Source organism: Microcoleus sp. PH2017_24_DOB_U_A (genome assembly GCF_020738205.1).
Lineage (GTDB): Bacteria > Cyanobacteriota > Cyanobacteriia > Cyanobacteriales > Microcoleaceae > Microcoleus.
Map to the genome: position 1 here is coordinate 25526 of NZ_JAEQCT010000067.1, position 11671 is coordinate 37196.

Sequence of the window (11671 nt, forward strand, 5' to 3'; positions counted from 1 at the left end):
TAGCTTGATAGCTTGATAGCTTGATAGCGACATCTACCTAGAAGGAAGAGAATTGGAATAATGAATAGTCTTCTTTTTTTAAAGTTATCCCGATGGGGGGAGAGGCTTTAAACCAATTATTTCTGCTAAATAGGCGTGCATAAATAAACTCAACCTAAAAAGCTAATTTCCTTGCTGTCAGGAACTTATGACCCACGGTATTGTTCTGTTAATTATGACCGCCTACATAGCACATTTTTTTGTCCAAGATGGTTAAAACAAAAATTCTTATGCCCAATCTTTTTAAGATATTTCATCAATTGGGAGAGAAACGTTGTAGTTGGAAAAAGTTAAGTTTTTCCTTACCCTTCGCTGATTTACAACCTCTTGCCGTCACCTGCATTGTCGTGACAGGAACTCTCTTAGGAGTGCGACATTTAGGTTGGTTGCAGCCCTTGGAATTGAAGGCTTTTGACTTGATGGTACAGTTGCGCCCCGATGCAGGCCCTGACCCGAGGTTGCTAGTAGTGACAGTCACAGAACAGGACATTCATACTTTTAAGAAATGGCCAATCTCTGATGGAGTTTTAGCTCGTGCGATCGCCTCCATAGCGCGTCTCGAACCCGTCGCTATTGGTCTGGATATAATCCGCGATATCCCCTACGAACCAGGAAACGCAGAATTGGCAGCTCAATTCACAAACCCCAAACTCATCCCGATTACTTTCATCGGCAAGTCAGAGTACGATCGAGCTCTACCACCTCCCAACATACCCAAAGCACGGATAGGATTTAACGATTTAGTAATCGATCCAGACGGCATAATTCGCCGGAGCTTGATCTTTCGTTCCAACGGACAATCAACTCTCAGCTCATTTGCGCTCCGGCTGGCTTTCAAATATATTGACAGTAAAAAAATTCCTTCAACACTCACAAAAGATCAAGAAATAAAAGCAGGAAACACAGTCTTTTCGCGACTGCGATCGGACTCAGGAGGTTATCAGACAATTGACACTGGAGGCTATCAAATCTTGCTCAATTACCGCTCTCCTGAAAATACCGCAAAAACCGTGACACTCACTCAAGTTTTGGAGGGAAAACTAGACCCCGAATTGGTGAAGGATAAAATAGTGATAATCGGGGTTACAGCCCCAACTACAAAAGATGTCTTTTCTACCCCTTACAGCGCCACTGCCAGCGACAACCGCATGATGCCTGGAGTCTTTATTCATGCAGCGGCAACTAGCCAAATTATTAACGCAGCTTTAGATGGCAAAAATCTATTTTGGTTTTGGGATGAATGGCAAGAAATGCTCTGGATAGCTGTTTGGGGAGCAGTTGGCGGCTGTTTAGCTTGGCGGCTAGAAAATACGATCAATTTCATAGTCAGCGCGATCGCGCTTGGCTGCATATTATGGGGATTCACATTTTTTCTATTCACTCAACAGGGGTGGATATCACTGGCCTCACCGACACTAGCATTTTTGATCGCCCCAGCAGTTATCATCACATACAAGTACCAGCAGTCAAAGCAGCAGCAAGAAATTGTGATGAAATTATTAGGACAGCAAACCTCACCGGCGATCGCCAATGCCCTGTGGAAAGAGCGCGTCCATCTCCTCCAGTCGGGCCTATTGCCGGGGCAAAGACTAACTGCTACAATGATCCTGACAGACTTACAGGGCTTTAGCACTATTTCCGAAAAATTATCCCCAGAAGTAGTAATGCCTTGGTTAAATGAATATTTATCAGCAATGGCCGAGGAAGTGCAAAAACATCATGGGGTGATTAATAAATTTACTGGAGATGGAATGCTGGCTGTATTTGGTGTTCCTATCCCCCGCACAACTCCCGAAGAAATTGCCGAAGATGCTCGCCTTGCGGTATCTTGCGCCCTAGCTATAAGTGCGTGCTTACCAGCCCTGAATCAAAGTTGGATCGATCGCGGTTTGCCGTCGGCAAAAATGCGAGTCGGAATTTTTACAGGGCCGATAATGGTGGGCAGTTTGGGAGGCAAAACCCGTTTAGAATATGGAGTAATCGGCGATAGTGTCAATATCGCTTCTCGCCTGGAAAGCTGTGAAAAAGATCGGCAAGAGGACACCTGCCGCATTTTAATTGCCGAAGAAACCTTAGTGCATATTCAAGGAAAATTTGAGGTAGAATCTTGGGGAGCTTTACCTTTAAAAGGCAGGGAGCAAAAAGTTAATGTCTATCGCGTCTTGGGAGGAGAAAGATCGTCCAAGTAAAAATAGACAACATATCTTACAAACATCATGCAAATCCTAGAAAAAAAATGACTAAATTTACACTAAAATCCCTCGTCTTTAGTTCCATATTGTTGATAGGAGCATTTAATGCTTGCCAATTTGCAAGTGTGGGACAGCCAACGCCAGATAATGTGGGCCAGCCGCGCAATACTGTACCGGGAGGGCCGCGCTTCGCTCAGCCCCGTGAAGATATGGAGCAATCGCCCCCTCGATCGCCCAGATCGACGACGCGCGGTAACTGTCGCAACAGCGAGCTAAATGCAATAAATCTCACAGGCTTAGTCCCTCAAAATAAAATCTCACGAACTGTTTCCGAATATCCAACATTCTTTTTCTACTTGCCTCCAACAAGGGCGGAATCAGCCGAATTTATCCTACTAGATCCAAGCGGCAAGCAGATTTATAAACAGACTCTCAAAGTTGCCAATTTATCAGGAGTAATCGGCGTTAGTATCCCCGCTAACAAGAATGTGCCTCCCTTGGAAGTAGGCAAAAAATACACTTGGAATTTTACAGTGATTTGCGAGGCTGAAGAGAGATCTGCCGATCTGCTCGAAATTGGTACTATACGGCGAGTTGATCTCAGTGCAGATATCCGCAGTGAATTAGAAAAGGCAGATCCGCGGCGGAAAACAGCTATTTATGCTGAAAATGGGATTTGGCAAGATGCTCTCAGCAATTTAGCTGCTGCTCGTCGCGATCGCCCTTCGGATACAATGCTGGATGCTGATTGGGAAAGCTTGCTAGATGCAGTGAAATTGACCAAAATTGCCAAACAGCCGATCGTCCAAGTGCAAACTGAGCCAAAACCATAAGCTCTACAGCATTTAAATTTAACTTTTTGGGTGTTGCCAAGAGCGCCCACCCCACAAGCATGATACCAAAAATCTTTTGTGGAACGGCCATCTTGGCTGTTCCCAAAAGATGAGGTACGTTGTTGGGCTTCAGCCCTCTTAGTAACAGTATTCGTAGGGTGCGTCGCCACCAACAATCCCTCAAAAAAATCGACAATTTCACGGCATCGACCTGTAGGAGATTACAGATTAAATTCTATAGAATTCTTTCAGCTATCAACAAATAGATTTTTTTTGAGTCAATTCCCAAATATCCTCCCATTCCTCCTCCGAAAGCGGCCGCACCTCCAAATCAATATCAAAACAGCGACAAGCCGCCGCACTCAAAGCATCAATTACAGTTGCAATCAAATCATCTCTCCCTTCAGATAGAGGTAATTTCACAGGAATTAATTCCTCCCCAAAAACCTGAGAAAACAAACCAATATCCGGCTGCAAACGCATCGAACCATGCTGCAAAATAGCATCACCACGGCGCAATTGCGCGCTACCAATTAACTTGCAGCCATCAACCGTCACCAAATCCGCACCCGTCGCCGTACCAAAACAATTGGGATTGTGAATGTAACCGCGCCCAGCTTCCCCGTAGTGCAAATCCACACCGATCGCCCGCCAACCTTCAATCAAAAACTCGCATATAGTGTGATAAGCTTTCAAGCGGCTGCTCTCAAATCCCGACGCCACAACTGCATAAGTCAAATCCCCTTGGTGGAGCACAGCGCGCCCACCGCTAGGGCGTCTCACCAACTCCAGAGGCTGTCCCTCCCAAGATAGCTGCTGCCAAAATTCCGGCCAGCGCTGCTGGTGGTAGCCCAAGGAAATCGCCGTCGGTGCCCAGGTGTAAAATCGCAGAGTTGGCGGATTTTCCCCCGCTAGATGCTTTTCTAACAGCCATTTGTCGATCGCCATCTGCACCCTACCAGACGCCGACAGCAGCGGAATTAAACGCCATACAGAATTAGCCATTAGCCCCCATTCCTGAGTTTATACTCAATAAGTTCGCAGGATGTTTTAAAATTAGAAACAGTTTTTTGTGCCTGTCTTTTAATTTGGTGCAAGTTTAACGCCCGCCCGTGCTTTAAAAATAATCAGGAAAAATCATCGTACAACCATGAGCAACAGTGTAATTGTCATTAACGACGAAAAATTTGAAACAGAAGTCCTGAAAGCAGAGCAACCAGTGCTTGCCTATTTTTGGGCATCTTGGTGCGGGCCTTGCAAACTCATCGCGCCCTCGATCGACTGGATGGCTGCCAACTACAGCGACCTAAAAGTGGTTAAAATGGAAATTGACCCCAATCCTAATACTGTCAAGCAGTATAAAGTAGAAGGAGTCCCAGCACTCAGACTATTTAAAAATGGCGAAGTAGTCCTTTCCCACGAAGGAGCTATTACCAAACAAACATTGCTCGGTTTGCTAGAAGGTCACTTATAAAATTTTGAAATGATTCGGGAGTTTCCAACTCCCCACCCACAACTAGATCCATCCCCAATAAATTTTCAACATCTCTCCTTTCTCTTCAATCTCTCTCTTCCTCTGCGCCCTCTGCGCTCTCTGCGGTTAAAAAAAAATGTCTGAAAAACATCAAAAATAATCAGTTTTTAGCAATTTTAAATGATTGATTAATATCAAGAAAAATACAAAAAATATGCAATTTGCCAAACGTTTACAACCCCTAAAATTTAATGTATTTGCCGATATGGATCGGGCAAAAGCTCTAGCAAGAGCCGCCGGACAAAATGCGATCGACTTGTCTCTGGGTTCTTCCGATTTGCCTGCGGCTGCTCACATTACAGATGCGATCGCCAATTCCCTATCAGATCCTAGCACCCACGGCTATTTACTGTTTAACGGAACCCGCTCTTTCCGGGAAGCAGCAGCTTCCTGGTACGAGCAAAAATTTGGGATTTCAGTCGATCCAGAAACAGAAGTGCTGCCGCTAATTGGTTCCCAAGAAGGCACCGCGCATATGCCTTTAGCTGTGCTCAACCCCGGAGATTTTGCTTTGCTGCTCGATCCGGGCTATCCTTCCCACGCGGGAGGTGTGTATTTGGCGGGCGGTCAAATTTACCCGATGCCAATATTAGCAGAAAATCAGTTTTTGCCTGTTTTTGAAGATATTCCGATGCCTGTTTTGGCTCAGTCGAAGATGATGGTTTTGAGCTATCCTCACAATCCTACAACTGCGATCGCCCCGCTGGCATTTTTTGAGAAAGCAGTGAATTTTTGTCGCCAACACGAGCTCGTTTTAGTTCACGATTTCCCCTATGTGGATTTGGTGTTTGACGATTCCGTAGGGGCGGTGGATGGTGCGCGCCCGCCCTCCGATATCCAGGAATTTCGTAAATTGATGGCGCCGTCGATTTTTCAAGCCGATCGAGATAAGAGTGTGGCGATCGAGTTTTTCACGCTATCAAAATCCTACAATATGGGAGGCTTTCGAGTTGGATATGCGATCGGCAATCCCGAACTAATTACAGCCCTGCGACAAGTAAAAGCCGCCGTAGACTTCAACCAATATCTAGGGATTTTGAACGGAGCCAGCGCGGCATTAACGGGCCCCCAAGATAGCGTCACCACCAGCGTCGAAACCTTCAGAAAACGCCGGGATACCTTTGTAAATGCGCTAAGGGCGATCGGCTGGGAAGTGCCCGTACCCCCCGCCACCATGTACGTTTGGGCGAAACTACCAGCACCTTGGGCGTCGGATTCGGTGAAATTTTGCACTCAGCTAGTACAGAGTACAGGAGTCGCAGCATCCCCCGGCGCCGGTTTCGGGAAATCAGGAGAAGGCTACGTGCGATTTGCCTTAGTTGAGTCACCTGAAATTTTGGAAGCAGCGGTTAGAAAAATTGCGGAATTTCTCAATTAATTGCTCAGTTAAAAAGATTGTATTCATGCACTCTCCTCTCTTGAAATTATCTGCGTTTATCTGCGTTTATCTACCTATATCTGCGGTTAATTTATCAATCCAAGATTTATTAAATCATCTCGTGCCGGCTCAATTAACCGCAGTAAGATTCGTTCGTAGTGCGGACTTCAGTCCGCAGCCTGAGTATAAGTAGATGAAACTAACGAAAAATTACCAGAAAGAATTGGTTGAAAGCAAGAAAGCGAGTGAGGAAGAAATTAAAATCAGACTATTCATTACTCCAATCCTCTTCCTTCTAGGTAGAGGTCGCTCTCAAACTGTCAACTGTCAACTGTCAACTGTCAACTGTTGAACAATTCTTAAAAGTAGCCCTACTCCTGGGAATTGGTATAAGTTGAAAATGCTAGAACTGAGGCACACCTAATCAGAAACCGGGTTTTTCACAAAAAAACTTCGTTACAGCCAATCAAAACCCTAAAAACCCGGTTTCCAGCAGTCGGAATGCGTAAGTATTCTCTCGTTATCTCTACCTAACGGAATAGATATTTACCAGTAATATCTGTCACAATTTATGTTGAAATGTTAAGGTGAGACATCTTGGGAATTGCCAGTTCCGCTCACCCACTCTAAAAATCCTTGAAATGAACTCTGTCGGGGTAGCGATTGTTCTGTAGCTGCGATCGCACATCCCAAAAATACCACGCTTCCCAAAATTGCCAGTAACGGAAAATGCTTGCCCAGCCCAAAGTCCCGCTGAAGGCGAGCTAACGGCCTGCTCTCGCGCCTGAGCATCTTTCCCACCGTCAGTTGTTTGAGACTAAAAGGATCGCGGACAAAATGGCCGCTCCAGCTAATTACCATATGAGAATGGCAGTGGGGACAGGTGAATAGTCCGCTGACCATTCCGACTGGGCCCACGACGCTGGAACGGTTGCAAATCGGGCAAGTGACAGAATGAGTGTTATAGGTGGGAGCGTTCATAACTGCTTTTCTTGAGTAAAAAACCAACAACCAATTGAGAGCCTGCGTTAACGCCTAGGGCATATACCTTCATAGGCACTTTATCCTTAATTCCTAGTTTACAGCGGCGATCGGGTCGATCGGAGCTCACTGCTTGGGAAAACTTTCAAATTGCCAATCTCGTAACGAGTGCAAATCGGGAACACAGGTGAGATTGTATTGCAGCGGAGTAACGGTAATTTTATTGTCGCGAATAGCTTGTACGTCTGTAGGAATATCATGCCAAACTGCCGATTCGGAGGTTTCTTCCACATCTTCTAACAATTCCCCAGCCAGCCAATAATAAGTTTTGCCGCGCGGATCGGTGCGCTTTTGAAATATGTCGAAATAGCGGCGAATGCCTTGACGGGCGATCGCAACTCCGGTAATTTCTGCTTGTGAGACTGCTGGTATGTTGACATTCAACAGTGTCGGTTTTGGCATTGGCTGTTTTTCCAACTGTCGTAGCAAGGTGACAGCGAAATCCACCGCCGGCCCAAATTCCTGCGAAGTATAGCTGGCGAGGCTGAAAGCAATGCTGGGAATGCCTTCCATAATTCCTTCCATCGCAGCCGAAACCGTCCCCGAACAGATGATGTCCGTGCCTAAATTCGGCCCGTGGTTGACGCCAGCAAGGACAAAATCGGGCGGTTTGTCAAGTAAAGCCCACAAAGCTAGTTTAACGCAGTCGGCGGGAGTACCCGAACAAGCCCAAGCTTTGACGGCGGGGTCAAAAACAGATTCGACAATTTCGGCGCGGATGGGTTGGTGCAGTGTAAGGCCGTGTCCGGTAGCGGAGCGCTCTCTGTCGGGACAAACTACGCTCACAGAGTGGCCTGCGGTGGCGAGAGCGTTGGCGAGGCTGCGGATGCCTTGTGCAAAGATGCCGTCGTCGTTGCTAATTAAAAGTTTCATTGAAATTTTTAGAGGCCTGAGAATAATCTTAAACTAGATTCAAGTAGGGCGATCGGTTTTACTTGCAATTATCTATTACCTATTACGCATTAAGCAGCCACCGGGTGCATCTCAGTTTTGCTTTTAACAGTGCTGTCCCCGCTCGCTTGCTTATAGAACCAAGCGAGCGGGGACAGCACTGTTGTAAAAAGAAATGTTTTTTGCAAACAAAAATGAGATGCTCCCCAGCGATCAATCTAAAATCTACAAGTCAGCCACACCAAAATTGCGCTAAACTCAGCTTGGCCCAAAATCGCCATCAATCTAAAATCTAAAACCTAAAATCTAAAATCAAAATGACTGTCCAGCTCAGCGACATTGAAACTCAACTAGAAACCCTGGGCCAAGAGTCCAAAAGTGCGATCGCAAGTGCGAATACCCTCGAACAACTCGAACAGTTACGCCTTGGCTACCTAGGCAAAAAAGGCCAACTCTCTCAAATTTTAGGCATGATGGGCAAACTGTCGGCAGATCAGCGGCCCAAAGTAGGCGCGATCGCCAATACCGTAAAAGAAGCCCTACAAGCCGACTTAGAAGACAAGCGCGCCGCTCTCCAAACCGCCCAAATAGAACTCAAATTAGCCTCAGAAACCCTTGATGTTACCATGCCGGGGATTTTTCGCCCTCAAGGTCGAATTCACCCCTTAAACGCCGTCATAGACCGCGCTCTCGATATTTTTGTCGGCCTCGGCTACACCGTCGCCAACGGCCCGGAAATGGAAACAGATTATTACAACTTCGAGGCGCTCAACACTCCGCCCGACCACCCGGCGCGGGATATGCAAGATACATTTTACCTGCCAGGTGGCGACTTGCTGCGGACTCAGACATCATCCGTGCAAATTCGCTACATGGAACAGCACAAACCGCCGATTCGGATTGTCTCTCCCGGCCGCGTTTATCGCCGCGATACTGTTGATGCTACTCACGCGGCAGTTTTCCACCAAATTGAACTTTTAGCTATTGGTGAAAATCTGACATTTACTGACTTGAAAGGCACAATTAAAGAGTTTTTGCGACAAATGTTCGGGCAAGATTTGCCGATTCGTTTCCGCACGAGTTACTTTCCGTTTACAGAACCTTCTGCTGAAGTTGATTTGCAGTGGAACGGCAAATGGCTGGAAGTTTTGGGCTGCGGTGTAGTAGATCCTAATGTTCTTAAAGGAGTCGGTTTAGATCCAGAAAAGTATACTGGATTTGCAGCCGGTTTTGGGGTGGAGCGGTTCGCTATGGTACTTTATGAAATTGATGACATTCGCCGGGTTTATGCTAGCGATTTACGATTTTTGCGGCAGTTTTAAGTAGTGGCTTGAGGTCGGTTTTACTCTGAAGGTACGTTGTTGCGCTTCAGCGCTCTTTAGCTAATATTAGAAAGAGCGCTGAAGCGCAACAACGTACCTAATTTGTCTGACGACAATAAAACCGCCCTGGGTTTTACTCTGACTGTAGGGGTTTTGGTTAATGTAGATCGATGTTTTGAGTTTCGATCGACCTGACAAGGCGAAAAAACCTAATATCCTGTCCGAAGAGAGCGAGCGCCGTAAGCTTGGTTTGTAGTGAGGACTAAAGTCCTCGGGAAAAGAAGGACTAAAGTCCTCACTACAAACCTACTGAGTATGATTTATTTTCTACTTGCTAAAAGCACCTTTGATACTGTCAACAGCGCGCTCCACAGCATTCTTTGTGTTATCTACTGCTTTCTGTGTGCGAGCTGAATCTTCTTCTGCTCTTTTCTCAATTGTAGCTGCATCTTTCTTGGCTTTGCGCTCGACTACACTACCATCTTCTGATGCTCGATCGACTTTAGCAGCATTTGTCTTGGCTGTTTCCTTCACCTTCTCTTCTGTATCTCGGATGAAGTTCTTGGCTCTTCCGGCATCTGTGCTGGCTTTGTCTTGAACTTTATCGCCTATATCTGCTGCTGCGATCGAGCTTACAGCAAGAGAGGCCATTGCTGCGGTGTTCGAGAAAAATGCACCCTGCCAAGCAAATGCCATCGCTGACACGCAAAGCACAGTTGCAGCCAGATAGCGCCCGAGAGTCGAAAGCCGTTTGGTAAAATAATTCAGTTTCATAGAGTACAAAATGAGATATAACATCCTATTTGTACTCGATTGGCGCGATCGGCTAAACCATTCTCCAGATAGAGGTTATCCTGCGCCCACTTCTTAGAAAAAATCCGTCTTTTGATAGATTGAAGCAAAAAACGTCAGTCGATTTGAGATTTGAGATTTGACTCCACAGCCGAGATTTGGGGATTCAACACTCTATTTTAGATTTGTTATTTGCTATTCAAAAATTGACTCCACAGCCGCGATTAGGGGACTTCAACTAATGCTAGCGATTGGCGCTCTTTGCGGTAATTTTAAGGTAAAGTGCGATCGCCTGCCACACATGTGAACTGTAGACGGTTGACTCTTCCCCTCTCCCCCTCTCCCTCTCTCCCTCTCGCCTTCTCGGGTTCTACCATAACGAGCAATTTACAGGTGCAGCAGCTTAATTTTTCCTCGCTTAAATCTTACGCTGCATTAATTTATACAAATAAAAATTGACTTGCAGGCAGTATTCTGTTATAGACAGTATTTTTCTGGAAGACAAATCGCTTTTTTTGCTATATTGACCAGCAATAAAGATAATGGTTTTGATTAGATTGAGGAGTTGAACGGATGAAAAACTTGAATTGCTGGAACAAACCCGCTGCATTGCTGGGCGCGATCGCCATTGTAGCCGGAAGTGTGCAGGCGACTGCGATCGGTGTTGCCACCTCACCAGCATCCACTACCAGTCAGGATGCTGAAAAAATTTCCTTTGAAGACAGCGCTACTTTTCAAATCGCCCAAGCTGACACGCTTTGCCGCAAAGTAACTCCCAAAGAAGGTTTGACAGTTCGCCAGAGCCCAGACCCCAAATCCGTGAGAGTTGGCGGTGTAGCCATGAATACTCAGGTAACGCTGTTCCAAGGCGCTACTTCTGTTAAAGCCTCCGACGGCCGCCTCTGGATTCAAATTACCGCTCCCGTAAAAGGGTATATAGCTACCGGATACCCGAACAACGAGGCTAATTTAGCTTCGTGCACAATTAGTCAAGCTCCTTCCCCAAGTCCAGCACCAGCACCAGCACCAGCACCTGCGCCTGCACCTGCACCTGCACCTGCGCCAGCGCCAGCACCAGCGCCAGCGCCAGCGCCAGCACCTGCACCAGCACCTGCACCAGCACCTTCCCCAAGTCCAGCACCAGCACCAGCACCTGCACCAGCACCAGCACCTGCACCTGCGCCAACACCAGCACCAGCACCTGCGCCAGCACCTGCGCCAACACCAGCACCAACACCAGCACCAACAACGGGCCCCGTCAGCCTGTGCCGCCAAGTAGAACCTCGCGTAGCACCGAAAGGTTTAGCTATTCGTGCGGAGCCTTCAAAGACTGCGACAGTTAAAGGCGGCGTACCCGCTAACGGTCAAGTAACGCTTGTGCCGAATTTCCAGTTAGTCAAAGATAAGAATGGAGAAGACCGCAATTGGGTTGAGATTTCAGCCCCTGTTCCGGGATTCATCTCGGCTGGAAACTTGATCATGTGCAAGTAAACTTCTGAGTTCTATCAGATCGAATTTGGTTTGTAGTGAGGACATTAGCCCACATTCAAGAAGGACTAAAGTCCTTACTACAAACCTTGCTACAGTCGAGTTTTAGATTATTGAAAATTATCGAAACGCCACAGAAATTGTAAGTTGCTGTGGCGTTT

The 11671-nt window shown here is 46.6% G+C and carries 10 protein-coding genes; 6 read left to right on the plus strand and 4 right to left on the minus strand.

What is annotated here, in order from left to right; all coding sequences use genetic code 11:
- Positions 1-269 precede the first annotated feature (269 nt).
- Together JGK07_RS19320 and JGK07_RS19325 are read left to right on the plus strand one after the other, a co-directional pair.
- A complete protein-coding gene (locus JGK07_RS19320) occupies positions 270-2228 on the plus strand; it encodes an adenylate/guanylate cyclase domain-containing protein (RefSeq protein ID WP_293224092.1) in 1959 nt (652 codons plus the stop codon).
- Positions 2229-2275: 47 nt separating this feature from the next.
- Entirely contained in the window at positions 2276-3064 is a 789-nt protein-coding gene (locus JGK07_RS19325; RefSeq protein WP_293177831.1) for a DUF928 domain-containing protein, read from the plus strand.
- Between the two features lie 255 nt (positions 3065-3319).
- Here the strand turns inward: JGK07_RS19325 and JGK07_RS19330 are convergent, their stop codons facing one another.
- Positions 3320-4069, minus strand: a complete 750-nt coding sequence (locus JGK07_RS19330; protein ID WP_293177834.1) for a biotin/lipoate A/B protein ligase family protein — start codon at positions 4067-4069, stop codon at positions 3320-3322.
- 145 nt (positions 4070-4214) lie between these two features.
- On the opposite strand from JGK07_RS19330, the gene JGK07_RS19335 reads away from it, so the two are divergent.
- Together JGK07_RS19335 and JGK07_RS19340 are read left to right on the plus strand one after the other, a co-directional pair.
- Entirely contained in the window at positions 4215-4538 is a 324-nt protein-coding gene (locus JGK07_RS19335) for a co-chaperone YbbN (protein WP_293177837.1), read from the plus strand.
- A gap of 214 nt (positions 4539-4752) precedes the next feature.
- The gene (locus tag JGK07_RS19340; RefSeq protein WP_293177840.1) at positions 4753-5976 is read left to right on the plus strand and encodes an LL-diaminopimelate aminotransferase; all 1224 of its coding nucleotides are present in this window, start codon (positions 4753-4755) and stop codon (positions 5974-5976) included.
- Between the two features lie 582 nt (positions 5977-6558).
- Here JGK07_RS19340 and JGK07_RS19345 read toward each other — a convergent pair.
- Both JGK07_RS19345 and surE read right to left on the minus strand, forming a co-directional pair.
- Positions 6559-6957 (minus strand): hypothetical protein, encoded by a 399-nt coding sequence (locus JGK07_RS19345; protein WP_293152109.1) that lies wholly within the window; start codon positions 6955-6957, stop codon positions 6559-6561.
- A 126-nt stretch (positions 6958-7083) separates the two neighbouring features.
- Positions 7084-7890, minus strand: coding sequence for a 5'/3'-nucleotidase SurE (gene surE, locus JGK07_RS19350; protein WP_293177843.1), 807 nt, complete (start codon positions 7888-7890; stop codon positions 7084-7086).
- A gap of 335 nt (positions 7891-8225) precedes the next feature.
- On the opposite strand from surE, the gene pheS reads away from it, so the two are divergent.
- Positions 8226-9230, plus strand: a complete 1005-nt coding sequence (pheS, locus tag JGK07_RS19355) for a phenylalanine--tRNA ligase subunit alpha (RefSeq protein WP_293177846.1) — start codon at positions 8226-8228, stop codon at positions 9228-9230.
- A 327-nt stretch (positions 9231-9557) separates the two neighbouring features.
- Here pheS and JGK07_RS19360 read toward each other — a convergent pair whose 3' ends face one another.
- The gene (locus tag JGK07_RS19360) at positions 9558-10004 is read right to left on the minus strand and encodes a hypothetical protein (protein WP_293177849.1); all 447 of its coding nucleotides are present in this window, start codon (positions 10002-10004) and stop codon (positions 9558-9560) included.
- A gap of 591 nt (positions 10005-10595) precedes the next feature.
- Between JGK07_RS19360 and JGK07_RS19365 the strand changes: the two genes are divergently transcribed.
- A complete protein-coding gene (locus tag JGK07_RS19365; RefSeq protein ID WP_293177852.1) occupies positions 10596-11513 on the plus strand; it encodes an SH3 domain-containing protein in 918 nt (305 codons plus the stop codon).
- Positions 11514-11671: the final 158 nt, after the last annotated feature.

Bases quoted from the DNA above. Each gene is read 5' to 3' on its own strand.
- JGK07_RS19320 (WP_293224092.1), top strand. From the start codon at position 270: ATGCCCAATCTTTTTAAGATATTTCATCAATTGGGAGAGAAACGTTGT.
- JGK07_RS19325 (WP_293177831.1), top strand. From the start codon at position 2,276: ATGACTAAATTTACACTAAAATCCCTCGTCTTTAGTTCCATATTGTTG.
- JGK07_RS19330 (WP_293177834.1), bottom strand. From the start codon at position 4,069: ATGGCTAATTCTGTATGGCGTTTAATTCCGCTGCTGTCGGCGTCTGGT.
- JGK07_RS19335 (WP_293177837.1), top strand. From the start codon at position 4,215: ATGAGCAACAGTGTAATTGTCATTAACGACGAAAAATTTGAAACAGAA.
- JGK07_RS19340 (WP_293177840.1), top strand. From the start codon at position 4,753: ATGCAATTTGCCAAACGTTTACAACCCCTAAAATTTAATGTATTTGCC.
- JGK07_RS19345 (WP_293152109.1), bottom strand. From the start codon at position 6,957: ATGAACGCTCCCACCTATAACACTCATTCTGTCACTTGCCCGATTTGC.
- surE (WP_293177843.1), bottom strand. From the start codon at position 7,890: ATGAAACTTTTAATTAGCAACGACGACGGCATCTTTGCACAAGGCATC.
- pheS (WP_293177846.1), top strand. From the start codon at position 8,226: ATGACTGTCCAGCTCAGCGACATTGAAACTCAACTAGAAACCCTGGGC.
- JGK07_RS19360 (WP_293177849.1), bottom strand. From the start codon at position 10,004: ATGAAACTGAATTATTTTACCAAACGGCTTTCGACTCTCGGGCGCTAT.
- JGK07_RS19365 (WP_293177852.1), top strand. From the start codon at position 10,596: ATGAAAAACTTGAATTGCTGGAACAAACCCGCTGCATTGCTGGGCGCG.